At 42.5% G+C, this 26,941-nt stretch carries 27 protein-coding genes and 1 other annotated feature; of the genes, 20 read left to right on the top strand and 7 right to left on the bottom strand.

Features of this window, described 5'->3' with window-relative positions:
* Nucleotides 1-33: 33 nt before the first annotated feature.
* Nucleotides 34-283, top strand: a binding site (T-box leader).
* A gap of 75 nt (nt 284-358) precedes the next feature.
* The 3 genes from IGI41_RS13225 to IGI41_RS13215 are packed head-to-tail and all read left to right on the top strand — an operon-like array spanning nt 359 to nt 2,981.
* The gene (locus IGI41_RS13225) at nt 359-1,393 is read left to right on the top strand and encodes a methionine ABC transporter ATP-binding protein (RefSeq protein WP_430610235.1); all 1,035 of its coding nucleotides are present in this window, start codon (nt 359-361) and stop codon (nt 1,391-1,393) included.
* Complete coding sequence (locus tag IGI41_RS13220) at nt 1,386-2,072, top strand: methionine ABC transporter permease (protein ID WP_430610234.1); 687 nt, start codon at nt 1,386-1,388, stop codon at nt 2,070-2,072. The genes IGI41_RS13225 and IGI41_RS13220 overlap by 8 nt, the downstream gene beginning before the upstream one ends.
* A 51-nt stretch (nt 2,073-2,123) precedes the next feature.
* Complete coding sequence (locus IGI41_RS13215; protein WP_430610233.1) at nt 2,124-2,981, top strand: MetQ/NlpA family ABC transporter substrate-binding protein; 858 nt, start codon at nt 2,124-2,126, stop codon at nt 2,979-2,981.
* Nucleotides 2,982-3,021: 40 nt separating this feature from the next.
* Here the strand turns inward: IGI41_RS13215 and IGI41_RS13210 are convergent, their stop codons facing one another.
* The 3 genes from IGI41_RS13210 to IGI41_RS13200 all read right to left on the bottom strand — a co-directional run bounded on the left by IGI41_RS13210 (nt 3,022) and on the right by IGI41_RS13200 (nt 5,394).
* Complete coding sequence (locus IGI41_RS13210; protein ID WP_430610232.1) at nt 3,022-4,047, bottom strand: helix-turn-helix domain-containing protein; 1,026 nt, start codon at nt 4,045-4,047, stop codon at nt 3,022-3,024.
* A gap of 252 nt (nt 4,048-4,299) precedes the next feature.
* Nucleotides 4,300-4,617, bottom strand: a complete 318-nt coding sequence (locus IGI41_RS13205; protein ID WP_430610231.1) for a DUF960 domain-containing protein — start codon at nt 4,615-4,617, stop codon at nt 4,300-4,302.
* A gap of 162 nt (nt 4,618-4,779) precedes the next feature.
* A complete protein-coding gene (locus IGI41_RS13200) occupies nt 4,780-5,394 on the bottom strand; it encodes a 50S ribosomal protein L25/general stress protein Ctc (RefSeq protein WP_430610230.1) in 615 nt (204 codons plus the stop codon).
* A 301-nt stretch (nt 5,395-5,695) separates the two neighbouring features.
* Here IGI41_RS13200 and IGI41_RS13195 point away from each other — a divergent pair, with 301 nt between their 5' ends.
* The 3 genes from IGI41_RS13195 (at nt 5,696) to udk (ending at nt 7,816) form a co-directional block, all read left to right on the top strand.
* Nucleotides 5,696-6,412: a 16S rRNA pseudouridine(516) synthase gene (locus tag IGI41_RS13195; RefSeq protein WP_430610229.1), complete on the top strand. Its 717-nt coding sequence runs from the start codon at nt 5,696-5,698 to the stop codon at nt 6,410-6,412.
* A 14-nt stretch (nt 6,413-6,426) separates the two neighbouring features.
* The gene (locus IGI41_RS13190) at nt 6,427-7,110 is read left to right on the top strand and encodes a YjjG family noncanonical pyrimidine nucleotidase (protein ID WP_430610228.1); all 684 of its coding nucleotides are present in this window, start codon (nt 6,427-6,429) and stop codon (nt 7,108-7,110) included.
* An 82-nt stretch (nt 7,111-7,192) separates the two neighbouring features.
* A complete protein-coding gene (gene udk, locus IGI41_RS13185) occupies nt 7,193-7,816 on the top strand; it encodes a uridine kinase (protein WP_430610227.1) in 624 nt (207 codons plus the stop codon).
* Between the two features lie 366 nt (nt 7,817-8,182).
* Here the strand turns inward: udk and IGI41_RS13180 are convergent, their stop codons facing one another.
* Genes IGI41_RS13180 through IGI41_RS13170 form a run of 3 tightly spaced genes read right to left on the bottom strand, consistent with a single transcriptional unit; the run spans nt 8,183 to nt 10,547 of the window.
* Nucleotides 8,183-8,542 (bottom strand): GNAT family N-acetyltransferase, encoded by a 360-nt coding sequence (locus tag IGI41_RS13180; protein WP_430610226.1) that lies wholly within the window; start codon nt 8,540-8,542, stop codon nt 8,183-8,185.
* 10 nt (nt 8,543-8,552) lie between these two features.
* Entirely contained in the window at nt 8,553-9,869 is a 1,317-nt protein-coding gene (locus IGI41_RS13175; protein WP_430610225.1) for a sensor histidine kinase, read from the bottom strand.
* A gap of 3 nt (nt 9,870-9,872) precedes the next feature.
* Nucleotides 9,873-10,547, bottom strand: a complete 675-nt coding sequence (locus IGI41_RS13170; protein ID WP_430610224.1) for a response regulator transcription factor — start codon at nt 10,545-10,547, stop codon at nt 9,873-9,875.
* A gap of 131 nt (nt 10,548-10,678) precedes the next feature.
* On the opposite strand from IGI41_RS13170, the gene IGI41_RS13165 reads away from it, so the two are divergent.
* The 6 genes from IGI41_RS13165 (at nt 10,679) to IGI41_RS13140 (ending at nt 16,829) form a co-directional block, all read left to right on the top strand.
* On the top strand, nt 10,679-11,401 hold the full coding sequence (locus IGI41_RS13165) for a polyphosphate polymerase domain-containing protein (RefSeq protein WP_430610223.1): 723 nt from the start codon (nt 10,679-10,681) through the stop codon (nt 11,399-11,401).
* Nucleotides 11,391-12,068, top strand: a complete 678-nt coding sequence (locus IGI41_RS13160) for a DUF4956 domain-containing protein (RefSeq protein WP_430610222.1) — start codon at nt 11,391-11,393, stop codon at nt 12,066-12,068. The genes IGI41_RS13165 and IGI41_RS13160 overlap by 11 nt, the downstream gene beginning before the upstream one ends.
* A gap of 15 nt (nt 12,069-12,083) precedes the next feature.
* Nucleotides 12,084-13,946 (top strand): carbohydrate-binding domain-containing protein, encoded by a 1,863-nt coding sequence (locus tag IGI41_RS13155; protein ID WP_430610221.1) that lies wholly within the window; start codon nt 12,084-12,086, stop codon nt 13,944-13,946.
* Between the two features lie 155 nt (nt 13,947-14,101).
* Complete coding sequence (locus IGI41_RS13150; RefSeq protein WP_430610220.1) at nt 14,102-15,583, top strand: ABC transporter permease; 1,482 nt, start codon at nt 14,102-14,104, stop codon at nt 15,581-15,583.
* 10 nt (nt 15,584-15,593) lie between these two features.
* Nucleotides 15,594-16,265, top strand: a complete 672-nt coding sequence (locus tag IGI41_RS13145) for an ABC transporter ATP-binding protein (RefSeq protein WP_430610219.1) — start codon at nt 15,594-15,596, stop codon at nt 16,263-16,265.
* Between the two features lie 111 nt (nt 16,266-16,376).
* Nucleotides 16,377-16,829: a YaiI/YqxD family protein gene (locus tag IGI41_RS13140; protein ID WP_430610218.1), complete on the top strand. Its 453-nt coding sequence runs from the start codon at nt 16,377-16,379 to the stop codon at nt 16,827-16,829.
* A 43-nt stretch (nt 16,830-16,872) separates the two neighbouring features.
* Here IGI41_RS13140 and IGI41_RS13135 read toward each other — a convergent pair whose 3' ends face one another.
* Nucleotides 16,873-18,615, bottom strand: a complete 1,743-nt coding sequence (locus IGI41_RS13135; protein ID WP_430610217.1) for an ABC1 kinase family protein — start codon at nt 18,613-18,615, stop codon at nt 16,873-16,875.
* 194 nt (nt 18,616-18,809) lie between these two features.
* Here IGI41_RS13135 and IGI41_RS13130 point away from each other — a divergent pair, with 194 nt between their 5' ends.
* From IGI41_RS13130 to rlmN, 8 genes are all read left to right on the top strand, one after another.
* Nucleotides 18,810-19,862 (top strand): D-alanine--D-alanine ligase, encoded by a 1,053-nt coding sequence (locus IGI41_RS13130; RefSeq protein WP_430610216.1) that lies wholly within the window; start codon nt 18,810-18,812, stop codon nt 19,860-19,862.
* An 81-nt stretch (nt 19,863-19,943) separates the two neighbouring features.
* Entirely contained in the window at nt 19,944-21,293 is a 1,350-nt protein-coding gene (locus IGI41_RS13125; RefSeq protein ID WP_430610215.1) for a UDP-N-acetylmuramoyl-tripeptide--D-alanyl-D-alanine ligase, read from the top strand.
* Nucleotides 21,294-21,579: 286 nt separating this feature from the next.
* Complete coding sequence (gene cshA / locus IGI41_RS13120) at nt 21,580-23,115, top strand: degradosome RNA helicase CshA (protein WP_430610214.1); 1,536 nt, start codon at nt 21,580-21,582, stop codon at nt 23,113-23,115.
* 258 nt (nt 23,116-23,373) lie between these two features.
* A complete protein-coding gene (gene acpS / locus IGI41_RS13115; RefSeq protein ID WP_430610213.1) occupies nt 23,374-23,739 on the top strand; it encodes a holo-ACP synthase in 366 nt (121 codons plus the stop codon).
* A 54-nt stretch (nt 23,740-23,793) separates the two neighbouring features.
* Nucleotides 23,794-24,915 carry an alanine racemase gene (gene alr, locus IGI41_RS13110; RefSeq protein WP_430610212.1) on the top strand — a complete coding sequence of 374 codons (1,122 nt, stop codon included), beginning with the start codon at nt 23,794-23,796 and terminating at the stop codon, nt 24,913-24,915.
* Nucleotides 24,916-24,924: 9 nt separating this feature from the next.
* Nucleotides 24,925-25,296, top strand: coding sequence for a type II toxin-antitoxin system PemK/MazF family toxin (locus IGI41_RS13105; RefSeq protein WP_430610211.1), 372 nt, complete (start codon nt 24,925-24,927; stop codon nt 25,294-25,296).
* Between the two features lie 11 nt (nt 25,297-25,307).
* Nucleotides 25,308-25,607: a hypothetical protein gene (locus tag IGI41_RS13100; protein WP_430610210.1), complete on the top strand. Its 300-nt coding sequence runs from the start codon at nt 25,308-25,310 to the stop codon at nt 25,605-25,607.
* Nucleotides 25,608-25,816: 209 nt separating this feature from the next.
* Complete coding sequence (gene rlmN, locus IGI41_RS13095) at nt 25,817-26,884, top strand: 23S rRNA (adenine(2503)-C(2))-methyltransferase RlmN (RefSeq protein ID WP_430612859.1); 1,068 nt, start codon at nt 25,817-25,819, stop codon at nt 26,882-26,884.
* The last annotated feature ends 57 nt before the right edge of the window (nt 26,885-26,941 follow it).

Below are 26,941 nucleotides of genomic sequence, written 5' to 3'. Positions count from 1 at the left end.
CGGCATGAGACGTTGCTATAATTTCCTCAATAAATGAATGCTTTGAAAAGAAGAGTACATCCTTTTGACATATCCAGAGAGCCTTGTCCGGTGCAAATAGGCGATGAAGAAAAGATGGAAGATGGTCTTTGAGCATGATAGGTGAGTTTGGATGAGCCTATCACGTGAAGCACCCGTTATAGTGCGGCAGTATGCGAAGCAATTCAAGTACTGAGCGAGGTTATAGATGTGAGTCTATGACAAATCAAGGTGGTAACGCGGAAGTTGTGCTTTCGTCCTTTGTAACAGTATAATGTACAAAGGACGGAAGCTTTTTTTGTATATATCCGCCTAAAGTGAAGAGAAAGATGGGAGTACAATGGCACTAATCGAATTAACGCATGTGAAAAAATCATATGCCCAGAAGAAAACCGCCGTTCATGCGGTCAATGATGTATCATTGCAAGTCGAAAAAGGCGATATCTATGGCATCGTCGGCTATTCCGGTGCAGGGAAAAGTACCTTGGTTCGTTTGTTGAATGGGCTAGAGTTGCCAACCGCTGGCGATGTAGTGATCAACGGCCAAAATATTTTGGCATTAAAGAACAAAGAATTACGTAACTTTCGCAAAAAAATCGGCATGATTTTTCAACACTTCAACTTATTATGGTCACGTACGGTGAGCCAAAACATTGAATTGCCATTGGAATTGGCAGGGGTCAAGAAAGCACAGCGTCGTCAAAAAGCCAAAGAATTGATCCAGTTGGTTGGTTTAGAAGGTCGGGAAGATGCCTATCCTGCCCAATTATCTGGTGGGCAAAAACAGCGGGTCGGGATTGCTCGGGCGTTGGCCAATGAGCCTGAAATCTTATTGTGTGATGAAGCAACGAGTGCCCTAGACCCTCAGACCACAGAAGAGGTTTTGGAATTGCTTTTGTCGATCAATAAGAAACTACATTTGACGATTGTTTTGATTACCCATGAAATGAACGTGATCCGCAAAATATGCAACAAAGTTGCCGTTATGGAGTTAGGCAAAATCGTTGAAGAAGGATCTGTTCAAGCAGTCTTCAGTAATCCGCAGCAAGCAGTGACCAAGCGGTTTGTGCAACAAGATCTCGAACCGGAAGAAGATCCAGAAGAGTTGCGGCAAGCATTTTTGAGAGAAAATCCCCATGGCCGCTTAGTGACGTTGACTTTTACGCAAGACAATGCCAATGAGCCTGTGATCTCACAAGCGATTCGTCAGTTCAACATCGATGTGAATGTCGTTTATGGCAAGATCCAACAAACCAATGAAGGGTCATTTGGGGCATTGACCGTTTTATTGACTGGTGACACAAGCGAGATCGACCAAGCAGTCGCATTTTTTGGAACACAACAAGTCGCTGTGGAGGTGATCGAGCGTGGATAAATCATTCTCAGAAACGTATTTGAACTTTGAAAAGATCGATTGGGCCAATATGCAGCAAGCGACGATCGATACATTGTTTATGACATTCTTTTCAATGGTCTTAGTCATTATTATCGGTTTGCTGTTGGGACTAGCTTTATATTCGCTAGGACGCAAATCTACAGCAGGTGCAAGTATTGCATATAACATCGTATCCATCGTCAGCAACGCCTTTCGCTCAACGCCATTTATGATTTTGATGGTCTTGATTATTCCTTTCACGACTTTGCTAGTCGGTTCTTTCTTAGGCGCAAAGGCTGCCATTCCAGCATTAGTATTATCAGCGGCACCGTTTTATGCCCGAATGGTAGAGATTGCCTTTCGTGAAGTGAGTCCAGGTGTGATCGAAGCCGCGGAAGCGATGGGTGCAAGTTACTGGGAAATCATCTACAAAATCGTGATCCCAGAAAGTGTACCAGCGTTGATTTCAGGCATTACAGTCACAACGATTTCAATGATTGGCTACACTGCAATGGCGGGCGCAATCGGTGCAGGCGGTCTAGGATCACTTGCATGGCAAGAAGGCTTTCAACGTGGAAATTACACTGTGACGCTGGTGGCGACAGTGATTATTTTAATCATCGTATTTATTTTACAAGGATTGGGCGACTTCTTAGCAAAAGTCACAGATAAACGTTAAGATAATGAGATGAACCAAGAATAAAAGTGGAAAATATGGGAGGAAATAAAAATGAAAAAGATTTTAGGCTTTGCAACAACAGTATTGTTAACAGCAGCATTGGCAGCATGCGGTACAGGTTCAAATTCAAGTAGTTCTGATTCAACGACAGCCAGCAGCGGAGAAAATACCAAATTGGTCGTGGGAGCATCTGTCACGCCACATGCTGAAATTTTAGAACAAGCCAAACCATTGTTGGCTGAAGAAGGGATCGATTTAGAAATCAAAACCTTCGATGACTATATTTTACCAAATAAAGCTTTGGAAAATGGTGATATCGATGCCAACTATTTCCAACATATTCCTTACTTAAACAAACAAATTGCTGACAATGGGTATGACTTTGTCAATGCTGGTGCGATCCATATCGAACCAATGGGTCTATATTCTCAACGGATCGATGATATTGCTGATTTAGCAGATGGTGCTACAGTGATCACATCAAACTCTGAATCTGATTGGGGACGTATCTTAACGATTTTGCAAGATGCTGACTTGATCACATTGAAAGATGGTGTCGATACTGAAACGGCAACCTTCGATGATATTGCAGAAAATCCTAAGAACTTAGTATTCAAACATGACATCGACCCTTCATTATTGGCTACTGCGTATCAAAATGATGAAGCAGACTTAGTGGCAATCAATGCCAACTTTGCCTTTGGGATCGACTTGAACCCAGTAGATGATTCTGTCTTATTAGAAGCCGACAATTCACCTTACGTGAATGTGATTGCTGTACGCAAAGGCGACGAAAATACCGACAAAATCAAAAAATTGGTAGAAGTGTTGCACTCTGATGAAATCAAAGACTTTGTTGATCAAGAATGGCAAGGTTCTGTCAAAATCGTTGATGCAGACGCACAATAATTATCACTCATAACACGAAACGCATGATCTTGTGTAAACATCAAGATCGTGCGTTTTTTATTGTGATGATTGGTTGAAAGATAGAGTGCTTTTGCCAAATGCATTCATAAAGCAATGGCAACTCTGGATGTTTTTTCAACAGCTTTTCATAATGAGGAAGTTGCAATAAGAAACTGCGAATCAGTTTTATAGTAGTTTTTGAAAATGAAAAAACGGTTGGTTGGAAGACAAAAATATTGCCTTCAAGCAAAGCACAAAGCAAATGAACTTGGTAAATTTGTGATAAGCGATCCGCCAATGAATGATCTTCAGGCTCCGTGAACAAGGGGTGGATAATTCTTGTCAGCAAGATTGCTTCTTTCTTTGGCACAAAGAATGTCTCCTGAGCCAAAAGTTGTTTCCATAAGAAGAGATAGGCGGATTCATTGACTAGATAGTAGTCAGGGACAAAACAGCTAGGCACGATTTCTTCAGTCGTTGTACAAGAGCGAAAACTGTAAAGCGCGGTTTGACGCAAAGTATGAATATCGTGAAAATGCTGATAGAGCGATAGAGGCGATGCATAAAGATTTGGAAGCAAAAAAGCAGTTAATTTGAATAAGAGAAAACGAATCTGTCGTTCATTGCCTGTAATAATTGGATAAACGCCATGATCGATCGTGATGAGGTAGGGGGAGAGGAACCGGGCAAAGGAGGTAAAGCGACGACGGAGTGTGGATGGACTGATATACGCAGTATGACTAAGCATGGGAAAAGTCAGAATAGGCTGCTTCATCGATAAAATCAAAAGTGCCAAATTCGCGCTTTTATGGAACAAATCAGCGATTAGTTCATGTTGGTTTCGTGGTAGGGCACTTGTGAAGCGAAAGTTGGTGATTTTTCCGCTATTGATACGATAATCAAAATAGCAGCTTTCATTCAATTGACCAGCCATGAGTCGACGAATTGTTTTAACGGAGACCTGTTGTATAGCGGCAGCTTTTTTGAGTGAAAGTGGATTTTCTGCTAACAATGCAGCAGTCACCTGAAACATTTGGTTAATATCCTTCTCCAGTACTTTTTCCAAGTGTGTTCACCTCTTCGTGATGTTCTTTTTTGTCATTATTGTAGTATAAAATCACTTGTTTTTTAGCGGGAAAATAGAATACTTCTCAAAAAATAATAAATAAACATACAGGGGAACGCAAAAGAACGAATCAACCGCAAATCGAATAAAAAAAGAATGAAAAAATTGATAAAAAAAACTATCCTCTAAAAAGAAAAGGATAGTTTAATAATTTATGGATGTTATAACAAATGTCGAATGATCAACAAACACCTAACGTGTCTCACTTGGCAACAAGATCGTTTGTCGTTGACCGTCATCATACGCGTAGACAGTTTTTGGCAGTGAATCCTCGTAAAAATAAGGCAAATCCACGCCTAATTGCACATCAGAATGTGACTGTGAAAAGAGCAGACTTACGCGCCCTTGATTGTTTTGAACATCGAAGGTCAATAAATTTGTCAGCGGGAATACCCCTTTTAAATCTAAATCAATAATCATCCAAATACTATCGATCAATTCACCAGGCATCCTTTGGACGATTCCACCTGAAGCGTAACGGCTGCGTGCATTATCAAATGTTTCAAACATAACAATCCCTCCTTCAAAGGTATTGGTACAAGCAACTGATTTTGTGTATCTATCATAAGGAAGAAGCAGAAAAAAAGCAACTGATTTTGATTATCTTAAAGAAAAAACAGTACCGCTTAAAAAGGGTACTGTTTGAAAGAATCATTTATTTGCCTAACAAAATTATTCTTCTTCTTCACCGATCACTGCAGGTTCAGCAGCTTCGCCAGCTTCTTCATCTTCAGAGATTTCTTGAGGTTCAGTAATGGCAACGATTTGTTCTTCACTATCGGTGACGATCGTATAGTCATCATTTTTTGGCAGGTCAGCAACGGTTAATGAATCGCCGATTTCTAAAGCAGTCACATCGACTTCAACACGTTCAGGTAATTTGTCTGGTGTTGCAGAAACGACAACAGCATACAAGTTTTGTGTCAACACACCACCGGCTTTGACACCAGCAGCTTCACCAGTCAAGCTGACTTCGGCTTCAACTTCAGTTTCTTCGTTCATATCGACAGAAAGGAATTCAACGTGGGTCAAATTGCGGGTAAAAGTATCTGCTTGATACTCTTTGATCAGCGTATTGACTTTTTTTCCTTCTAGATTAATGGTGATCACGGTATTCAAACCATTCTCACGCAAAATTCTTTCTAATTCAGCGGCATTGACAGCAATAGCTGTACTGTCTACTTTGTAGCCATTGACTACTGCAGGCACTTTGCCTTCGTGACGTAATTTGTTCCTTAAAGAACGGGGGCGGACTTCTCTTTTCGTAACTTCTAATGATACTGACATAACTCAATTCCTCCTAAAATTTTCTCGGCTTGACCGAGCGTTTTTTAAGCAAATTTTGTTAACTCTGCACATTAAGTGGTACGTGAATGAAAACACGCAAAAGGACAGTTGTGTACACAACTGTCCCGGAAAGTTTTGGTTCAACTTTTCTCCACCAGGTCGTAACGCTGTGTATGAGAAACTTTATTTACTTTACTCTTTAACCTTACGCGCTATCCGAATGAAAGTCAACTAATATGAAAGCCCGCTAGTTTTCAGATAGTAAAATCTACGCTATAATAACCGCTATGGAGAGAATCTTATGCGTTTAGATAAATTGATCGAAGAACAATTACATACCCCCAGAAAAGCGATGAAACGTTTGTTTCAAACTGGCCATGTCCTAGTGAACGGCAAGATCGAACGACGAGGAGAACGCAATGTCGATAGCGATCTGCACGATATCACTGTACAGGGAAAACAGTTGAAAACACATGAATCGTATTTTTTGCTGCATAAACCCAAAGGAGTGGTCACGGCCAATCATGATGACCGACACCAAACGGTTATTGATTGTTTGGCCGCAAATGATCGAGTCGCCGATCTTTATGCTGTGGGGCGTTTAGATCGCGATACACAAGGGCTGGTCCTGTTGACATCTAATGGACAATTGGGGTACGCCTTGATGCATCCGCAAAAGAAAGTCACAAAGCGCTATGAAGTGACAGTCAATGGGCCATTGACATTAGCTGATCGAGCAGCTTTTGAGACAGGGATCGTTTTTCATGATGGCACCAGGTGTCAACCTGCCCAACTGATGATCCAACAATCACATTCTGAAGAATCGCAAGCGACGGTGCTGATTACGGAAGGCAAATTTCATCAAATAAAAAAAATGTTTCTGACCCGCGGTGTCAAAGTGATTGCCTTAAAAAGAACGGCGATTGGCCCATTAACATTGACCGCTGACCTTCCTGTCGGCAGCTATCGGCGACTGCATCAAAATGAATTAGAACGTTTAGTGGATTATTTTCACTAAGAAAGAGGGAAAAAATGACCTATAAAACACTATTATTCGATATCGATGACACAATCCTTGATTTTCAAGATACAGAAAACCAAGCATTACAGAAATTATTTGCTACACAAGGACTGCAGTTGACAGATACCCTTAAACAAACCTATCAAACCTTGAATCATGGGTTGTGGCAAGATTTTGAAAAAGGGAAATTGACCCGAGAACAAGTGACCAACGAACGATTTGGTCTGTTTTTTGCTTCCCTTGGAAAAGAGGTCGACAGTCTGGCTTTAGAACAGCAATATCGTGCGTTCTTGAATCAAGGGCATAAGTTATTGGGCAACAGTGATCAAGTGCTCGCGCGTTTGGCACCTGATTTTGATACCTATGTTGTGACGAATGGTGTGTCCAAAACACAGTACCAACGCTTAAGCGATGCAAAATTAATGTCCTTTTTCAAGGATGTCTTTGTGTCCGAAGATACGGGGTACCAAAAGCCAATGAAAGAATTTTTTGATTATGTCTTTGCCCGCATCCCGGGTTTAAAAAAACATGAAACAGTGATCATCGGCGACTCGCTGAGTTCAGATATATTAGGCGGGCAGCTTGCAGGGATTGATACTATTTGGCTCAATCCCCATAAAAAAAACACCGCGGGTATCACACCTACATATGAGATCCAATCGATCGACCAATTACCGGCTTTATTACGAGGTTGATTTTTCAGAAAGAGTAGTAATTTGCAAAATTTTCGCTATAATAGAAACAGTGTGAATTTTAGAAATGAAAGAGGTAAATCGAATGACGAATGGCAAGCCCATTATAATTGGTGTGACAGGTGGATCAGGAAGCGGCAAAACAAGTGTGAGCCGAGCGATTTTTAATCACTTTCCAAATCATTCTATTATGATGTTGGAACAAGACTCTTACTACAAGGATCAAAGCAATCTGAGTTTTGAAGAACGATTGAACACCAACTACGACCATCCTTTTGCATTTGATACAGATTTATTGATCGCCCACTTAGAACAGCTGCTTGCATATCAGACGATTGAAAAACCCGTATATGATTATGTGGCACATACCCGTAGTGAAGCAACGATCATTCAAGAACCTAAAGAAGTGATTATTTTAGAAGGTATTTTGATTTTAGAAGATGAACGTCTCCGCAATTTAATGGATATCAAATTATATGTCGATACTGATGATGACATTCGCATCATTCGTCGTATTAAACGAGACATGGAAGAACGGGGCCGGACATTGGATTCAGTCATCGAGCAATATCTTACAGTGGTCAAACCGATGTATCATCAGTTTATTGAACCGACAAAACGCTACGCGGATGTCATCGTACCAGAAGGTGGCGAAAATCATGTAGCGATTGATTTGATCACAACGAAAGTCGCTACTTTTCTTTCATAGTCAACTTATTTTGCAGATAAAGGTAGCTTTCCCGAAAGTTATGTGGTAAAGTAATTCTCATGCGACGAGTCGAGAAGGTCTAGCATTTGCTGACCAGATTGATAGCAGAGGCACACCGCGTAAGCAACCTGCCGGATTTGCAGGGTGTCGGAATTGACCTTTTGTGGAGATAGGGCTTTTCTACTAGCAATAGTACTGTGAGTAAAAAAACAGCTTTGAACGTTTTCGTTCAAAGCTGTTTTTTTATTTGTCTGCTTACAAAAGACAGCGATAGATCATAGAAGATTTGCCCTAGGGATGATGACCTAGGCCGACTGGAGTGAACCCTTGTTTCTCATAAAAATCGGTCAAATCTGTACATAGATATCAATGTCGATAGCCACCTGTCCGTGCAGCTTGTTGCACTGCTTGGATCAACAAGCGCCCACCTCCTTGCTTTCGCACTGTCGGATCAACGTATAAAGCGCGAAGCCAAGGGGTCAAATCCTTCCGGCTGATAAAATTATTTGGGATCAAATCTGCGCAACCAACGATCGTTTTTTGACGAGCTGTTTTTTCTGTATCATCGACCCATAAAAACCATTGAGGAAATAGGGTCTCAGAAAAACTATGGCGTATACTATCTTCGTACATCTGCATTGTTTCCGGTCCCGCCCATTTCGCTTGAAAATAAGCGATCGCTTGGGCTAAATAGGCTGGTTGTTCTCGTAGATTTATGACGATCAAGGACAGCTACTCACCCTTCCTTTGGCAAACGTATTTGGAAAATGACCCCTCTAGGCTGTAAATCTTTGACAGTGATCTGTCCTTTATGCTCTTCAATGATTTGCTTGGCGATTGCTAATCCTAACCCATAACCGCCAGTTTCTTTCGAACGAGAACGATCTTCTCGATAAAACCGATCAAAAATGCGGGCTTTCTCTTCATCTGTGATCGAAGGACCCGTGTTTTTGACTTCAATCAACCACTGTTTATTGGAAATTTCCGAAAGCAACGTAATTTTATCCCCAACAGAGGTATATTTCAATGCATTGTCCAATAAAATCACTAAAACTTGATGGACTTTCTTTTGATCAAATACCGCTGTGGTCTCTGCAAAGTTTTCGATGACGAAACGTTTTTCATCTAATTCAGCGATTTCTTTGAAGGGTTTGACTAACTCGGCGATAAAAGGCACCAAATCAACAGGTTCTTTCACGAGTGTCAGTTGATTGGAATCGCTGCGGGCAATCGTCAGTAAATCGGCGGTCAAGCCCGTTAACCGTCTGGTTTCTGCCAATGCTTGGGCGATGCTTTCTGATTCATCGATGATTGTATGATTCGGTTTGGTAAACAATCGCTCCAAACTATTTTGAATGATCGTCAGCGGTGTCCGCAATTCATGGGAGGCATTTTCCACAAATTCTTGTTGTTTTTTCCAAGAAGCCAAGATTGGCCGCATGCTTAATGTCGTCAAGAAATAGCTGATCCCAATAGAGAGGATCCAGAAAAAAACCATCGATAAAATCAAAATCGTCTGGAAGTTAGACATGGCATTTTTGATTTGGTTGGTATTGGCTAAGACTTGGATATAGCTGATCCCCAATGTATTGGCTGGCGCTTCTGTCGTGATCGATCGAAAGAGTAATTTGTCTTCAGTGGAATTGTCAGATTGATCATCGATGGAAAAGGATTGGATCGTATCTAGATTGTCGGTATTCATTGTCAGATTTGTTAATTGAGAAAACCGACCGCCTAAAGCCTGTTTATTCAAAATCTCACCATCAGCAGACCACAGAATCAATTGGGTATTGAAGCGGTTGGTTCCCGGAATTTTGGGCATTGATGTATCCGGTGGTGACGTTAAACTATTAGATTGGAATGAATTGATCTCCGCTTGGATCAACCGCGTATCTTCCACGGCTTGTTCTAATGATAAGTCGGTTTCGCGATAAGCAGACTGATTGAACAATTCTAAAACGATCACACTTAATAGGAAGAAAACAATGGCAAAGGCACTGACGTTGATCAAAAAGGACTGTAATCGTTGTTTGTTTGAACGTTCCTTATTCATCCGCTATGCTCCTTGCATGATATAGCCGACATTGCGCAACGTGCGAATCTCTTTGTCAACACCGGTATCCCGCAAATGTTTGCGCAAGTTGCTCATATAGACTTCAACGACTGTCAAGGTCGTCTCGGAGTCGAATCCCCAAATTCGATCGAAAATCTGTTCTTTTGTTAAAATGATACCTTTGTTTTGTAAAAAGTACAGCAGCAACTCAAATTCTTTGCCCTGGATCGGCAAAAGCTGTCCATTGAAGGTCACTTCATTGGTGGATAATTTACATACCAATCCTTTGTATTCGATATTGTTTTCATTGAATAAGCCCAATGCGCGTTTTAGCAAGGCTTTGACCCGCATCAGCAATTCTTCACGGTAAAATGGTTTTGTTAAGTAGTCATCCGCTCCTTTTTGAAAACCAGTGACTTTGTCCTCCAAGCCATCTTTGGCTGTCAGAATCAATACTGGGGTTTGAATCCCTTTGTTTCTTAAAGCTGCCAATACCTCATAGCCATCCATTTCAGGCATCATCAAATCTAAAATGATCAAGTCATAGATCCCTGTCTCAGCTTCGTATAATCCTTCACTGCCATCAAATGATTGGCTGACTTCACCAATCTCACTTACGATTTCTTTGATATTTTCTGATAATGTTTTGTCATCTTCAACAAGCAATATTTTAATCATTTTTCCACCTCTTTAATGATAAGAATAGCATGAATAACATAAAAAATACTTAAAAAGCAGAGAATTACTTAAGCTGGTTTTAAGTTACTCCCTTTAAATTATAAGCATGAACTACAAGGGAGGACAAGCAAGTGAAACTAAAAAAAGTTTTTCAACGAAAAGAAACAAAATACTTGATTCCCACGGATCGTTTTCCTGCTTTTTTTGATGCATTGCAACAAAAAATGACAGTCGACGAATACGGCAAACATACGATTATGTCATTATACTATGATACAGACGATTTTCGCTTTATTCGCCATTCAATGGATAAACCAAAGTATAAAGAAAAATTCCGGATTCGCAGTTATGGTGTACCAAGTCAAGATAGTTTGATCTTTTTAGAAATCAAGAAGAAAGTCAACGGCATCGTCTACAAACGGCGGGTACCCATGTCGTATCAAGATTTTCAGCAATGGGTCGTGAATGGTCAATTGCCAGATACGGTTGAACCCGCGCAAATTGCTGCTGAGATCAAATGGTTATTCAAACAAAATCAAGATCTAGCGCCAAGAGTCCTGATTGCCTATGATCGTTTGTCGTTGTTTGTGGAAGATGAAAGTGAATTTCGCGTGACGTTTGATCAAAATATTCGTTTTCGTTCGTGCAATTTAGATCTAGCTGCAGGCAGTGATGGCGCATTGGTGGCACCTGAGATCGGTGTCTTGATGGAAGTCAAAGCGTTAGGCGCTTATCCATTGTGGTTTGTTGAGCTGCTGAATACGTACGATGTAAGAAAAGGCAGTTTTTCAAAGTATGCCCAAACGTATCAGCGTCATTTATTCAAAAAGGAGGAAGTTTTACATGTTATCTAGTTTGTTTTCAGGAGATACCAGTTCGCTAGAATGGGGGAGCCTGTTGATTTGTGTGGCGGCATCACTGATTTTGGGGTTATTGGTCGCTTTCGTGCATATGATCAAGAATGTATATACCAAAAATTTTGTGATCACTTTGGCCGTTTTGCCGATTCTTGTTCAATCAGTGATTATGCTGGTCAATGGTAATTTAGGAACCGGGGTAGCGATCCTCGGTGCTTTCAGCTTAATCCGTTTCCGCTCGGTACCGGGAGGTTCTAGAGAGATTGCGAGTGTCTTTTGGTCTATGGGGATCGGTTTGGCGACGGGGATGGGCTACGTCGGTTATGTGGTTGTTTTTTCAGTGATCGTAGCACTATTCTTGATTGCCCTATATACAATGCCTTTTGGTGATCGTCAAAAAACGGCTGAACGAGAGTTGAAAGTAACCATTCCTGAAGATCTGGACTATCCGCAATTGTTTGACGATATCTTTGAAAAGTATGCCCATTCTGCGAAGTTAGATTCTGTTCGGACCACAACGATGGGGAGTTTATATGAATTGCGCTACCACTTGCTGTTGAAAGACCAATCGCAAGAAAAGCAAATCATTGATGAAGTACGCATTCGCAATGGCAATCTCCCAGTCGTATTGGGGAAAGCTGCAGCGAACCGCGATGAGTTATAGAAGGAGGAATTTTTGATGAAAAAAATCATTTATCCGTTATTGCTGTCTACTTTACTACTAGGTGCATGCGCTCAGTCAGATACCACTTCAACAAGTACAAGCGCAACGGCTGCAGCAGCAACGAGTGGTTCTGCTGCCACTGTGACAAATGTTTCGACAACCTTAGATGATTCTACCGATTATTATGGTACCTATGAAGACGAAGATGTGGATGCGTCTTATGATGAAGCAGCTGCCACACAGATTACCTTAAATGATGGGGATACTGAAGCAGTAGACGGCGTAACTGTAGACGGACAAACGGTCACGATCACGCAAGAAGGTACCTATGTCGTCAGTGGGTCGTTGAGTAACGGTCAATTGGTGGTGAATGTAGACAAAGAAGCCAAAGTACATTTGATTTTCAATGGTGTCACGATCACCAATGATTCAGGCGCTGCTGTTGTGGTGGAACAAGCTGAAAAAGTGATCACAACATTGGCAAGCGATACGACGAACACGTTGACGGATGGCAGTGATTACGTGCTGGCTGATGGCGAAACGGAGCCGGATGCCGTATTTTATAGTAAAGAAGACTTATCGATCAATGGTGAGGGCAAACTGGTGGTCACGGGCAATTACAGCAATGGGATCCGCAGTAAAGATGATTTGGTTTTAGCTGGCGGCACCTATGAGATCACAGCCAAAAACAATGCCATCAAGGGCAAAGATTCCGTCTCTATTTTAGCGGGACAATACACATTGACTACGGAAGAAGGCGATGGGATCCAAGCCAACAATACCGAAGATACGGCCAAAGGGTATGTAGCAATCGATGGTGGAACCTTTACGATCCAAAGCGGCCGTGATGGAATCCAAGCCGAAACCAATTTGAGTAGCCAAAATGCCGATATCACGATTCAAACAGCGGATGGCGCCCAAAGTCAATCGATCAGTACCGATGAAAGTTATAAAGGACTGAAAGCTGGTGGTGCAATGGTTATCAGCAGTGGGACGTATACCATCGATAGTGCCGATGATAGCCTGCATGCAAATGATACGATCACGATTTCTGGTGGGACGCTCACAGCCAATAGCGGTGACGATGGGATCCATGCAGACAATGAATTGACAATCAATGATGGCGAGATTTCGATTGAAAAATCTTATGAAGGATTAGAAGCAAGTGTCATCAATATTGCGGGCGGTACAACGCAAGTGGTTTCCAGTGACGATGGGGTCAATGCTGGCGGCGGCAGCGATACAGATGAAAGTACGGGACTATTTGGCCAAGATAGTTTTGGTGGTCAACCTGGCGGCGGTGATGTAGCAGATGATAGCAAAGAAGTGAATATCACTGGTGGAACACTCGTGATTGATGCAGAAGGTGATGGCCTCGACAGTAACGGCAATGTGACCATGAGTGGTGGCACAGCGATCGTTAATGGGCCAACGTCCGGCGGCAATGGCGCGTTAGATTATAATGGTACGTTTGAAATAACCGGTGGTGTCTTATTGGCAGCTGGTACCGCAGACATGGCGATGAATGTCAGCGATGGTACCCAACAATCCGTGGCGATCGCCTTTGATCAGTCGCAAGCTGCAGATAATTTAGTGACTTTGTTGGACAGTGACGGGAACACGATTGTTTCTTACGCACCAAGCAAAAACTATCAACATGTCGTCATCTCCACACCAGATCTGACTGACAGCTCGTATACATTGGTCAGCGGCGGCAGCAATGATGGTGAGTCAACCTTTGGCTATTACGCGGGTGGTAACGTATCAGAGGGTACTGAACTAGGGATACTGCCAGTGACAGATACGATTGTCAATTTGACACAATCTGGTGAAACAGCATCCAGCAATCAAATGGGTGGCGGCGGTTTTGGCCGCTAATGGGTTGCCAGTAATATAAATCAGCAGTTTTGATAGGCAGCACAAGAGCGATCCAAGGATCAATGTTGTGCTGTCATTTTTTGTGTGGGTGGTTTAAGTTTCTATTAAGTTAAAACAAGTATAGTCGGCTTACGTTAGATATAGGAGGAAGCGCCATGAATTTTTTTAAACGTGGTCTGCAAAGTGTGTGGGCCAAAAAAGGCAGAACGATTCTGCTGATCGCAGTTTTTTCAGCTATTTTGATTTTTGTTTTAGCGGGTTTGACCATTCGAAGTGCGGCGTTGGTGGCTACAGAAAATGCCCAAAAGAGTGTGGGTGCAACCGTAACTTTACAAGCAAATCGAGAACAAGCCTTTCAACAAGGGACAGATTCTTCTGATAGTGAGAGTGAAGATGCCCGCCCAGGTCCTGGAAGTTTTCAATCAACGCCTGTAGCAATCGAGGATGCCCAAGCAATTGCAGACTTAGCGGGTGTGGCTTCATATAGTTTTGAAGTCAGCACAGCGGCAGATGCGGTCAGCGGCATTGAAGCCATCTCTAGTTCAGATAGCGAAACAACCACATCTGATTCGAGTGGCGACACCAATCAAATGGGCGGCATGCCAGGTGGAATGCCAGGCGGCGAAATGAGTTCTGGCGATTTCCAAATCACGGGTGTCTCAACAACTGCAGCATATACAAATTTTTCTGACGGTACAGCCGCACTGACAGATGGTGATGGGATTACAGCAGATGACGAAGGCACCAACCACGTGGTCATCGAATCGACGCTAGCTGAAGCCAATGATCTTGCAGTAGGTGATACTTTCACGATCACAGATAGTGAGGATAATGAAGTCGAAGTGACGATCAAAGGAATCTACGAAACATCAGAAGTCGGTAATAGCATGAGCCAAATGTTCAGTTTCTTGAATCCGTCCAATACGCTATTTGCTTCCTACACATTGGCGAATACGCTGAGTGGCAATGAAGGGACGATCGATTCAGCAACCTATACATTAAGCGACCCTTCAGAAATGGATGCATTTGTGGCAGAAGCGGAAGGCTTGATCGACACGGACACGTATAGCATTCAATCGAACGATCAACAATATCAATCAATGTTGACCCCATTGAACAATGTGGCTAGCTTTGCCAAAAATATCATTATTTTGGTAGCAGCAGCTGGTGTGATCATTTTGACATTGATCGTGATGATGTCGATTCGGGAACGTCGCTATGAAATTGGCGTTTTGTTGTCATTAGGTGAATCACGAGCAAAAGTGATTTTCCAATTTTTCACTGAAATCTTTATTTGCATGATCTTTGCTTTGGGGATTGCAGCAGCGAGCGGAAATCTTGTTGGGAATGTTGTTGGCGAGCAATTATTGGCGCAGCAAACAGAAACAACAACCAATCCAACCAATCAAGCAACTGAAAATGGCGGTCCTGGCGGTGGCGGGATGCAGCAAATGGGCAATGGCGGCGGCTTCCCTTCATTCACACAATCGGAAGAAGTGCAATCGTTGGACATCACAGTTTCGGTGGAAGAGATCGGCTTACTGGCATTGATGGGATTGGGCATCAGCTTCGGCTCGATTATTCTTTCCTCAGCGGGCATCTTACGCTTAAATCCGAAAAAAATCTTGGTTTCATAGGAGGGATATCATGACATTACGCACAGAACAACTAGGTTATTGGTATCAAACAGAATCAGAAGCATTATTTCGTCAGGTAGATTTAACATTTGAGCCTGGTAAAATGTACGCGATCCTAGGATCTAGCGGATCGGGTAAAACGACATTCTTATCATTGATCACTGGTCTGGACACGCCAAAAGAAGGCAAAATTTTGTACAATGAAGAGACGCTGGCCAAAATTGGTTTGCGGGAATACCGCCGCAAAGATGTCTCAATCGTTTTTCAAGCCTATAATTTGCTGCCTTATATGTCCGCTTTAGATAATGTGACAACGGCAATGGCCATCGCCAAATCACAACAAGCAGACAAAAAAGCCTATGCATTGGCAAACTTAGCAAAAGTCGGTATTACTGAAGAACTGGCCATGAAAAAAGTGACGCAACTGTCGGGTGGACAGCAGCAGCGTGTAGCAATCGTTCGTGCACTTTGCTGTGAACACGAATTGATCGTTGCCGATGAACCAACTGGAAACTTAGACGAAACAACTTCAAAAGAAATCGTGAAGTTGTTCCAAGAAATCGCTCATGAACAAAATAAATGTATTATTTTGGTGACCCATGAACAAGAAGTAGCCAAAGCCTGCGATGTTGTTTATGAATTGAAAGACCGCAAGTTTTCGGTCATTGAGCCTGCAAATTAAAGGATAATCGAAGCAGAGGTATTGTTGATGGCGTTGTGCCTGACAATACCTCTGCTTGCATAATCACCCGAGGAACCGTACAATATAAAGAAAAAAGTGAGGTAAACACGTATGCGACTGCTGATCGATGGGGATGGTTCACCTGTCAAAAATGAAGTGATCGCGCTTGGGGCGAAGTATCACTTGCCAGTGATGATCGTAACAAGTGTTGATCACTACACCAAGAAAGAGTTTCCTGCCCATGTTCAATTCATTTATGTAGACAAAGGGTCTGATCGAGCCGATTACGAGATCGTCAAAGAAATCCAAGCGGGTGATTTCTTGGTGACCCAAGATTATGGTTTGGCTTCTTTGGTCTTGCCAAAATCTGCGCGGGTGTTTCATCACAATGGCACAGAATATTTAAAGGAAACGATTGACTTCTTATTAGGACAGCGTTACTTAGGTGCCCAAATGCGAAAAGCAGGGAAACGGACCAAAGGGCCCAAACCTTTTACCAAAGAAGATCGTTTGCATTTTGAAACAGTATTTGAAGCCGCGATCAGGGAAACACAAGCAAAATAAAAACCATCAGGCAGCAGTGGACATGCGTGCTTGATGGTTTTTATTATTTTTTGCGAAAATGATCATAAAAATATTTGCCCGCCAACAACACACAAGTGATAAAGGCCAAACAAAAGCCGAAAATACCCATCCGATGTACAAAATCGCCTTTTTCCGGACTGGCGACTACCAGTAAAGATGAACTTAAGATAACTGCAGCCAAAATGATGCCGATCACTAAGCGATTGACCATCTTGTCAAAACGATCCAATAACTGTTTTTGTTCGCGAATTTCTAGATTCAAACGATGTTTGCCGGTGGCGAAGGTATCCAGTACAGCCATTGCGCGGTCAGGAATACGACCAAGTGCCCGAATGCTTTTGGCGGTGGCAAGGGTACTTTTCTTCAATTCCTCAGCCATATCGAATTGGGCCAAGAAATATTTTTGGGCAAAGGGCTGCGTGACTTCCATCATGGATAAATCAGGATCTAAAGCTTTGATGACCCCTTCTAAGGTACCAAAAGCTTTGATCAGTAAAGTGACATCTCGATTCATTTGCAAGTGATTGTCGTGGCAGATTTTGATGACCTCTCCCATGACTTTTTGTAGATCGATATCTTTTAACGGCATATTATAGTAGTTTTCGACAAAGTGCTGCAGGTCTTGGTAAAACAATACTTCATCGAATGCATCACCTTGCTTGCCGCATAAGCGCAAGACGGCTTTACCTACTTCTTGTGTATCCTGGGTATAAAGTGCAATCAATGCATCCGCTAGTCGACTGCGCAAGGATTGATCCAAATGCCCCATCATGCCGAAATCTAAAAAGATAACCTGATAAGGGGGCAAGACAGTTTCATCTTGCCATTTCAATGCATAATCTACGCCACCTAAAACCCCGACACGTTGTTTTAATTGAAAGGGATGGGGACGATGTTCTGAATCAGCAAAGACATGGAGAAAGATGTTTCCTGGATGCGGATCCGCATGGAAAAAGCCATCTTCAAAGACTTGTTTCATAAAGTTTTTCACTAGCAATGTACCAATCGCTTTTTTGACGTCCTTGACCGTTTGATTCTCATATACTAATTCTTTTTCATCTCTAGTCAGTAAACAGTTCAAACTTTCGCCAGACATATAATCCATGACTAAGACTTTTTGGGTACACCACTCAGGATAGACTTTCGGGATGGATAATTGCGGATCTTGTTGGTTGTCCCGATAAAATTCTTGTGCATTGGCCATTTCTTGCAAGAAATTGGTTTCGTTGGCCAATGAGCGGCGAACCTCACTTAACACACTCTTTAAATCGACAACATTGGCTTCAGGCACTGAACGGATCAACGGAATGGCTTTTTCGAAAAGGTTCAAATCGACTTCGATATCTGCGATGATCCCAGGATGCTGGACTTTCACGATCACTTCTTCTCCAGACCGCAACACGGCGTGGTGTGCTTGCCCAATCGAGGCAGAAGCGACTGGCAGTTGATCAAATGAGGCGAACACAGCAGTTAGTGGTTGCAGCAATTCGGCTTCAACTAATGTTTTGACTTCTTCGAAAGGGTCGCTTTTGACATTGTCTTGCAGTTGTTTGAAGGCTGCGGCAAAATCCGGGGTCAATAAGTCTGTCCGTACGGAAAGCATTTGGCCGATTTTGATGAAGGTTGGACCTAATTCTTCAAAAGCTTGCCGCACCATTTCTGGGTGCTGCTGTCTACTGATGTTTTGCAGTACTTTATATTTCATGAAGACTTGTAAAATTTGTTTCAAGCGGATCCCTCTAGACGGGATTTTCTCTTCTGTCATTTTTTCACACCTCAACATTCACACCTTGATATAGTTCATCTTACTGACAAATTGAAAAACATTCAACTCACGGCTCATTTGCAATGAGACGCTTCAAAGATTTTTGACGAAGATTTAGTGCCGATTTGCTGATTTTGTGCTAAAATGTGGAAGACTTAGTTTGGTAGAAACAATCAATACAGGAGGAAATTCTTTTGAAAATCATCTTATTATATGGGGGACGCAGTGCGGAACACGATGTCTCGCTGCTATCCGCTTTTTCAGTAGTCAATGCTGTATATTATACTTACTACCAAGTTCAATTAGTAATGATCACCAAAAAGGGGCAATGGTTGAAAGGCCCGCTACTCACAGAAGCACCTACATCTAAAGAGATACTGGATTTGTCCAATGAAGACAAAGGGGAAGTCATTCAGCCAGGGGCGATCTATGAAGAAGATGCGATCGTTTTTCCATTGCTTCATGGGCCAAATGGCGAAGATGGTACCATCCAAGGTTTCTTAGAAACGATTGGGATGCCATATATCGGTGCTGGTGTCTTGACCAGTGCTTGTGGCATGGATAAAATCATGACCAAATATATTTTGCAAGCTGCTGGGATTCCGCAAGTACCTTATGTGCCGGTCCTAAAGAACGCATGGAAAGAAAACCCAAAAAAAATCTTTGATCAATGCGAAGGCAGTTTGTTGTATCCAATGTTCGTGAAGCCAGCGAATATGGGGTCAAGCGTTGGTATTTCCAAAGCAGAAAATCGGGAAGAATTGCAAAATGCGTTGCAAGAAGCGTATCGCTATGATATACGTGCCATCGTTGAACAAGGCATCGAAGCCAGAGAAATTGAAGTCGCTGTATTGGGCAATGAAGATGTGCGCACGACAATGCCTGGAGAAATCGTCAAAGATGTCGCTTTCTATGATTATAATTCAAAATATATCGATAACCGGATCGAGATGCAGATCCCTGCGCAAATCCCTGATGAAACACAAGCCAAAGCACAAGAATTTGCTAAAAAAGCTTATACAATGTTAGGCGGCAGTGGACTGAGTCGCTGTGATTTCTTTTTGACCAACAAAAACGAATTGTTCTTAAATGAATTGAATACCATGCCAGGGTTCACCGAATTCAGCATGTATCCTCTTTTATGGGAAAAAACCGGATTGCCTTATGGTGATCTGATCGAAGAGTTGATCCAATTAGGGATGAACCGCTTTAACCAACGACGCGCATTTTTGACCAACGTCGAATAATAAAAAAGAAAGCCAGCTCAACTCAAGGAAATACTTGAAGCGATCCTTGGCTTTCTTTTTTTAAACAAAGGAGATAAACCAATGAACCTTACGATACGAGAAGTCGCTGCTTTATTCGACCAAGAAATCAATGACCCGACCATCCTTGCCTCTGTTGAGTTTGATAGTCGCTTGATCAAAGAAAACAGCCTCTTTGTCCCTTTAGCAGGCGGCCGAGATGGACACGAGTTTGCGCAACAAGCCAAAGACAACGGTGCGATCGCCACCTTTTGGAGCCACCCAACGATCCAACCGCCTACAGACATGGTGGTGATCCGTGTAACAGATACCGTGGAGGCGTTTCAAGCGTTAGCAAAAATGTACAAAGAAAAAATCAACCCCACGATTATCGGTGTTACTGGCAGCAATGGCAAAACGACCACCAAAGATATGGTAGATGCGGTGATGGCCCAAAGCTATAAAACCTATAAGACCCAAGGCAATCATAACAATGAACTTGGCTTGCCATTGACGATTTTACATGCGCCTGCTGATACAGAAGTATTGATTTTGGAGATGGGGATGGATCATGCGGGAGAAATCGAGGTTCTCTCTTTATTGGCAGAACCCGATGCGGCGGCGATCACGTTGATTGGTGAGGCACATATCGAAAATCTCGGTTCGCGCGCAGGTATTGCTAAGGCTAAAATGGAAATCACTGCCGGTCTAAAGAAAGACGGTTTTATGATGGTGCCAGCAGATGAACCTTTGCTCGATCCTTATGTAGCGACCTTGCCGCAGACCGTGGAAACCTTTGGGCTCGAAGAAGGGGCGCTGCAAGGCACGATTTTAGCAGAAGCCCAACAAGAAACAGTTTTTTCGGTAGATGGGGTCAAGTATACGATTCCAGTGATTGGCGGCTATAATGTCAAAAATGCTTTGATCGCGATTGGCATGGGCAAATATTTTGACGTACCCGAATCAGCTATCCAAGCTGGATTGGCAGCGTTCCAACTAACCAAAAATCGGACCCAATGGCTCAAAGCGGGAAATGATGCGGACATTTTAAGTGATGTCTACAATGCCAATCCAACGGCAATGGGATTGGTGTTGGACAGTTTCAAGAAATTACCATTAAAAGGACGACGGATCGCAGTGTTGGCAGATATGCTGGAATTGGGCCCAGACAGCGCAAAGATGCATGCAAGCATGGCGGATCATATCGATGATGCCTTTCAACTCATTTTTTTATATGGTTCCGAAATGCAAGCTTTGCAGCAACGATTGAGAGAAAACGCGTTTTCCGGTCAGGTTCATTATTTTGCCAAAGCGGAAAAAAGTGCGCTGATCGATACCTTAATAAAAACTTTAGACCCTAAAGATAGTGTGGTCATCAAAGGCAGCAATGGTATGGGACTAAGTGAAGTTGTGAAATCCTTGCAGGAAATGTAAAACAGAATTGAAATCTTGCTGAAACTTTCAATTTATGCTATACTTATCTAACGCCGAAAGATGAAGCACAGAATGATTACTGTAAAAAAACATTGACGTTTTGAGATAAATGATGGCTGAAGCATGTATTTTTTGTTTTAGCCTTTTATAATGCCTTCGAGAAGCGGTTTTTCGGTACCAAGAGAAAGATAAGAGTAACTGGACTGCTCTTGTGTTTCGTGAAGAACTAACTACGCTTCAATGATAAAAACAGGCATCTGTAGGATGACCAAATAGGAGGATCCATTTGAAATTTAAAGATCTAGAATTATCCAACGAATTATTGACTTCTGTTGAGCGTGCCGGCTTTGAAGAAGCAACACCCATTCAAGAAGCAACGATTCCGTTAGCCTTAGCAGGCAGAGATGTGATTGGTCAAGCACAAACTGGTACTGGTAAAACAGCTGCATTCGGTTTGCCAATGCTAGAAAAAATTGACCCGACAAACCAACAATTACAAGGTTTAGTGATTGCGCCGACCCGTGAATTAGCTATCCAAACCCAAGAAGAGTTGTATCGTTTAGGGAAAGACAAAAAAATCCGTGTTCAAGCTGTATACGGTGGTGCCGATATCGGTCGCCAAATCCGCCAATTAAAAGACCGTCCACATATTGTTGTAGGGACACCAGGACGTATGTTGGATCATATCAACCGCCACACCTTGAAATTAGGTACGGTTGAAACGCTTGTATTAGATGAAGCGGATGAAATGTTGAACATGGGCTTCTTGGAAGATATCGAAAAAATCATCAGCCAAGTACCAGATGTTCGTCAAACATTATTGTTCTCAGCTACTATGCCGCCAGCAATCAAAAATATTGGTGTCAAGTTCATGAAAGAACCTGAACACGTCCAAATCAAAGCCAAAGAAATGACTGCAGATTTGATCGATCAATATTATGTACGTTCTAAAGATTTCGAAAAATTTGATGTGATGACACGTTTACTGGATGTTCAAACACCAGAATTAACGATTGTCTTTGGTCGGACCAAACGTCGCGTGGATGAGTTGGCTCGTGGTCTAGAAGCCCGCGGTTACAAAGCTGAAGGTATCCATGGGGATCTTTCTCAACAAAAACGGATGAGCGTTTTGCGTTCATTCAAGAGTGGGAACTTAGATATTTTAGTGGCAACAGATGTGGCTGCCCGCGGTTTGGATATCTCAGGCGTGACCCACGTATACAACTACGATATTCCACAAGATCCTGAAAGCTACGTGCATAGAATCGGTCGTACTGGCCGTGCCGGTAAAGGCGGAATGTCCGTTACTTTCGTGACACCAAATGAAATGAGCTATTTGCATGTCATCGAAAACTTGACCAAAAAACGGATGACACCGCTACGTCCACCAACCGAAAAAGAAGCCTTCAAAGGCCAATTAGGTGCGGCATTAGAAGCAGTAGAAACCAAAATGGATGAAAATGGTTTAGATAAATACTTGCAAGCGGCTGATGATCTAGTCGAACGGTATTCAGCCCAAGACTTAGCTGCGTTGTTGTTGAAAACAATGGCGAAAGATCCTGCTGACCAAGCGCCAGTCAAGATCACGCCAGAACGTCCGCTTCCTCAAGGGAAAAAATCATTTGGCAATAAAAATGGCCGTCGCAGCAACAATAATGGTGGCAATCGCAACCGTAAAGAAGGCGGCAATCGCGGCAACTACAGCAAAGATGGCGGTGGCAATAAAGCCCGCGGCAACTATGCTAAAGATGGTGCAAAACGCAACAATCGTCGCAGCAACGACAAAAAACGCGGTTTTGTGATCCGCAACAATCAAGATTAAGAATAGAATCATTGTGTCATAAGTCAATGGATACTGGCAGGCCTTAAGATCGATCTTTAAGACCTGCCAGCGTCGATCAGACTTATGGCATTTTTTTTTCGATTTGATCGTGATCTGCTGCGTATTTTATAATCAAATGGTAAAGAAGATAGTTAGGCATGGTATTTCGCCGATTTTTTGGTAGAATGGTAACTAGCTGAAGTAGTTGCGCTGATTTTTTTGCAGCTACGATTGACAATAGTTGGAGAGAAGACAAAGATGATCAAAGGAATAGGCATCGATGCGGTGGAATTGTCACGAATCAAAGAATTGATTGAGCAAAAGCCCCGCTTTATCACACGTATTTTAACAGAGCCCGAGATGATATTGTTCAATAAATTGCCCTTGAAACGGCAAGTAGAGTTTTTGGCAGGACGCTATGCTTGCAAAGAGGCCTTTTCTAAAGCGTGGGGGACAGGGATTGGCAAACTATCTTTTCATGATTTAGAGGTCTTGACGAATGAAGTGGGCGCACCCGTCGTCACTAAGGCGCCATACCCATTAAGTCTGATATTTGTCAGCATCACCCATACCAATGATACGGCTTTTGCCCAAATCATCTTAGAAGTGCCCACTGCAAAGTGACACTGGGCGTATAAAAACAAATCAACAGGATCAGTGAGAAAGAAGGAATCACACATGGTTGTTGCACGTCATAGACCGACAAAAGCGATTATCGATACCGCTGCAATTACAGAAAATATCAAAAATGAACGGTCCCGCTTGGGACAAGATACGGCATTGTTTGCGGTGGTCAAAGCCAATGGATATGGACATGGCGCAGTGGAAACTGCGCAAGCCGCTGCCAAAGGAGGCGCTGCGGGCTTTTGTGTCGCAACGATCGATGAAGGGATCGAATTACGAGAAGCCGGGATTCATGCACCGATTTTGTTGCTGGGCGTTGTAGGAGTACAAGATATTCCATTGCTGGCATCTTATGATTTTTCTTTCCCGGTTGCTAGTCAAGCGTGGTTGCAAGAAGCCGAAAATTATTTGGCAGAGGTTTCCTTGGAGCGGCCGCTCAAAGCCCATATCAAAGTAGATACAGGCATGGGACGGATCGGTTTTTTGGATGCAAAAGCTGTTGCTGAGGCAGCCAAGTGGTTAGATCAGCATACCGCATTTGAATGGGAAGGCATTTTTACGCATTTTTCAACAGCAGACCAAGCGGATACGGCTTATTGGCAGCAACAGCATCTTTTTTTTCAAGAAGTCTTATCAACACTGCCGCATTTGCCGAGATATGTTCATACAAGCAACAGTGCGACTGCATTATGGCATGAACAAGCAGTAGGCAATATGATTCGTTATGGGGTAGCGATGTACGGTTTGAATCCATCAGGCCATGATTTAGAAGCCCCTATTTCTTTAAAACCAGCATTGTCGTTAGTTTCTGCCTTGATCCAAGTGAAATTGCTTGAAAAAGGGTCCGGAATTAGCTATGGTGAAACATATATCACGCCGCAGCAAGAGTGGATCGGTACTGTACCGATCGGATACGCGGATGGCTGGTTGCGTAAGATGCAAGGTTTTTCAGTATTGGTAGAAGGAGAATATTGTGAAATTGTTGGCCGCGTATGTATGGATCAATTGATGATCCGCTTGCCGCGAGAAATGTCAGTGGGCACAAAGGTGACGTTGATTGGAGAAAATCATGGCAAATGCATTACCATGCAAGATGTGGCCGATCAATTAGATACGATCCATTATGAAGTTACATGTACATTGTCAGCGCGTATACCGCGAGAATACAAAAGTTAGGGTGGTCCTATGGTAAAAAGAGGAGATATTTATTTTGCGGATCTTTCACCAGTTGTTGGCTCAGAGCAAGGTGGGATCCGTCCGGTGCTGATTATTCAAAACGACTTGGGCAATCATTTTAGTCCAACCGTGATCATTGCCGCGATCACTGCAAAAATGGCTAAGCCGAAATTACCGACACATATTGGTATTTCATCCGATTGTACAGGAATCGGCAAGGATTCAGTGATTCTGATGGAACAAATTCGAACGATCGACAAATGTCGCTTGAAAGAAAAAGTTTGTCATTTAGATGAAAAAATCATGGGTGAAGTCAATGCGGCCTTGATGGTCAGCATTGGGGTTGAACCGGCCTATCCGCCATCAACGATTCAAGTTTGAGGAGAGAACAGATGCTTGGTTATCTATTCATTACGATCGTCGTTTTGCTATTATTTATTTTTACTTATCAACATGTGCGCCGCTTCTTTTCTGAATCAAAGAAACAGCAGACAACAGGTCTAAGCGGTTATTACCTAGTCAGTCATACATATGAAGAAACAAATCATCCAAGTCACTATTACGGTGTTTTCCAACAAGGGGAACACAGCTATACGCTAGAATTGACTTTACAGTTATATCTGCAAATCAAGCCGCCAATGCGGGGAAAATTAGTTGTACAAGATGGCAAGGTACAATCATTTGAACCGTGAGACACCTTTTCAGTGAAAACTGCTTATGATCGATGGATCTAAGCAGTTTTTTATTTGTGCAAAAAATAATTCATCTATTTGAGCAACTTTGTGCGTTAATTCCTTTTGATCCTAAATGTCATAAGTCTACCATGAATGCTGAAATGACGGGTTGCTTTTACCCTTTATTTCAGTTATAGTATGTAGCGACTAGTTTGAAAAGAGGAAAAATTGTGAACCCTTCTATTTATGGATTAACCAAAGAATCTTTGTCCTTGTGGCTTAATGAACAAAATGAAAAGAAATTCCGTGCCAATCAAATTTGGGAATGGTTGTATGAAAAAAGGGTCATGACATTTGCAGAAATGACCAATTTGCCCAAAAGTTTGATCGAAAAATTGACTGCTGCGTTTGTGATCAACCCTTTGAAGCAAGTGATCGTACAAGAATCCAGTGATGGTACGGTAAAATATTTATTTCAATTACCAGACAACCATATGATCGAAACTGTTTTGATGCGGCAAGAATATGGAATGTCTGTTTGTGTGACGACTCAAGTCGGCTGTAATATCGGCTGTACTTTTTGTGCCAGTGGATTGCTGAAAAAGCAGCGAGACTTAACGGCCGGCGAGATCGTGGCACAAATCATGTTGGTGCAACATTATTTTGATGAACGTCAACAAGAAGAACGGGTTTCTCATGTTGTCGTCATGGGCATCGGAGAACCCTTTGATAACTATGACAACGTCATGCACTTTTTGCAGATCATCAACGATCCCAAAGGTCTAGCGATCGGCGCCCGCCATATCACTGTTTCTACTAGTGGATTGGCGCATAAGATCAGAGAATTTGCGGAGAATGGCTTGCAAGTCAATTTGGCCATCTCATTGCACGCCCCCAATAATGAGGTACGAACATCTATGATGCGGATCAATCGCAGCTTCCCGATCGAAAAATTGATGGCAGCTGTTGATTATTATTTAGAAAAAACCAACCGCCGTATTACTTTCGAATACATTATGTTAGACCATGTCAACGATCGTCCTGAACACGCGCGGGAGTTGGCGGCATTGTTGAAAGACAAGAAGAAATTGACTTATGTCAATTTGATTCCGTATAACCCCGTCAGTGAACACGATCAATACGCCCGCAGTAAAAAAGAAGATGTTGCTGCCTTTTACGACATTCTGAAGAAGAATGGCATCAACTGCGTGATTCGCAAAGAACATGGCACCGATATCGACGCAGCATGCGGCCAATTGCGGAGCAAACAGATGAAAGGACAGGCAAGTGCTTAGAAGCAGGAGGAAACTTTTTTTCTGTGGGATATGTACACGAATGAATGGACGACTATA

The organism is Enterococcus sp. DIV0876 (assembly GCF_050529585.1).
Lineage (GTDB): Bacteria > Bacillota > Bacilli > Lactobacillales > Enterococcaceae > Enterococcus_D.
This window is presented reverse-complemented; position numbering and strand designations above follow the sequence as displayed.

Bases quoted from the DNA above. Each gene is read 5' to 3' on its own strand.
- IGI41_RS13225 (WP_430610235.1), top strand. From the start codon at position 359: ATGGCACTAATCGAATTAACGCATGTGAAAAAATCATATGCCCAGAAG.
- IGI41_RS13215 (WP_430610233.1), top strand. From the start codon at position 2,124: ATGAAAAAGATTTTAGGCTTTGCAACAACAGTATTGTTAACAGCAGCA.
- IGI41_RS13205 (WP_430610231.1), bottom strand. From the start codon at position 4,617: ATGTTTGAAACATTTGATAATGCACGCAGCCGTTACGCTTCAGGTGGA.
- IGI41_RS13200 (WP_430610230.1), bottom strand. From the start codon at position 5,394: ATGTCAGTATCATTAGAAGTTACGAAAAGAGAAGTCCGCCCCCGTTCT.
- IGI41_RS13195 (WP_430610229.1), top strand. From the start codon at position 5,696: ATGCGTTTAGATAAATTGATCGAAGAACAATTACATACCCCCAGAAAA.
- IGI41_RS13190 (WP_430610228.1), top strand. From the start codon at position 6,427: ATGACCTATAAAACACTATTATTCGATATCGATGACACAATCCTTGAT.
- udk (WP_430610227.1), top strand. From the start codon at position 7,193: ATGACGAATGGCAAGCCCATTATAATTGGTGTGACAGGTGGATCAGGA.
- IGI41_RS13175 (WP_430610225.1), bottom strand. From the start codon at position 9,869: ATGAATAAGGAACGTTCAAACAAACAACGATTACAGTCCTTTTTGATC.
- IGI41_RS13170 (WP_430610224.1), bottom strand. From the start codon at position 10,547: ATGATTAAAATATTGCTTGTTGAAGATGACAAAACATTATCAGAAAAT.
- IGI41_RS13160 (WP_430610222.1), top strand. From the start codon at position 11,391: ATGTTATCTAGTTTGTTTTCAGGAGATACCAGTTCGCTAGAATGGGGG.
- IGI41_RS13155 (WP_430610221.1), top strand. From the start codon at position 12,084: ATGAAAAAAATCATTTATCCGTTATTGCTGTCTACTTTACTACTAGGT.
- IGI41_RS13150 (WP_430610220.1), top strand. From the start codon at position 14,102: ATGAATTTTTTTAAACGTGGTCTGCAAAGTGTGTGGGCCAAAAAAGGC.
- IGI41_RS13145 (WP_430610219.1), top strand. From the start codon at position 15,594: ATGACATTACGCACAGAACAACTAGGTTATTGGTATCAAACAGAATCA.
- IGI41_RS13140 (WP_430610218.1), top strand. From the start codon at position 16,377: ATGCGACTGCTGATCGATGGGGATGGTTCACCTGTCAAAAATGAAGTG.
- IGI41_RS13135 (WP_430610217.1), bottom strand. From the start codon at position 18,615: ATGACAGAAGAGAAAATCCCGTCTAGAGGGATCCGCTTGAAACAAATT.
- IGI41_RS13125 (WP_430610215.1), top strand. From the start codon at position 19,944: ATGAACCTTACGATACGAGAAGTCGCTGCTTTATTCGACCAAGAAATC.
- acpS (WP_430610213.1), top strand. From the start codon at position 23,374: ATGATCAAAGGAATAGGCATCGATGCGGTGGAATTGTCACGAATCAAA.
- alr (WP_430610212.1), top strand. From the start codon at position 23,794: ATGGTTGTTGCACGTCATAGACCGACAAAAGCGATTATCGATACCGCT.
- IGI41_RS13105 (WP_430610211.1), top strand. From the start codon at position 24,925: ATGGTAAAAAGAGGAGATATTTATTTTGCGGATCTTTCACCAGTTGTT.
- IGI41_RS13100 (WP_430610210.1), top strand. From the start codon at position 25,308: ATGCTTGGTTATCTATTCATTACGATCGTCGTTTTGCTATTATTTATT.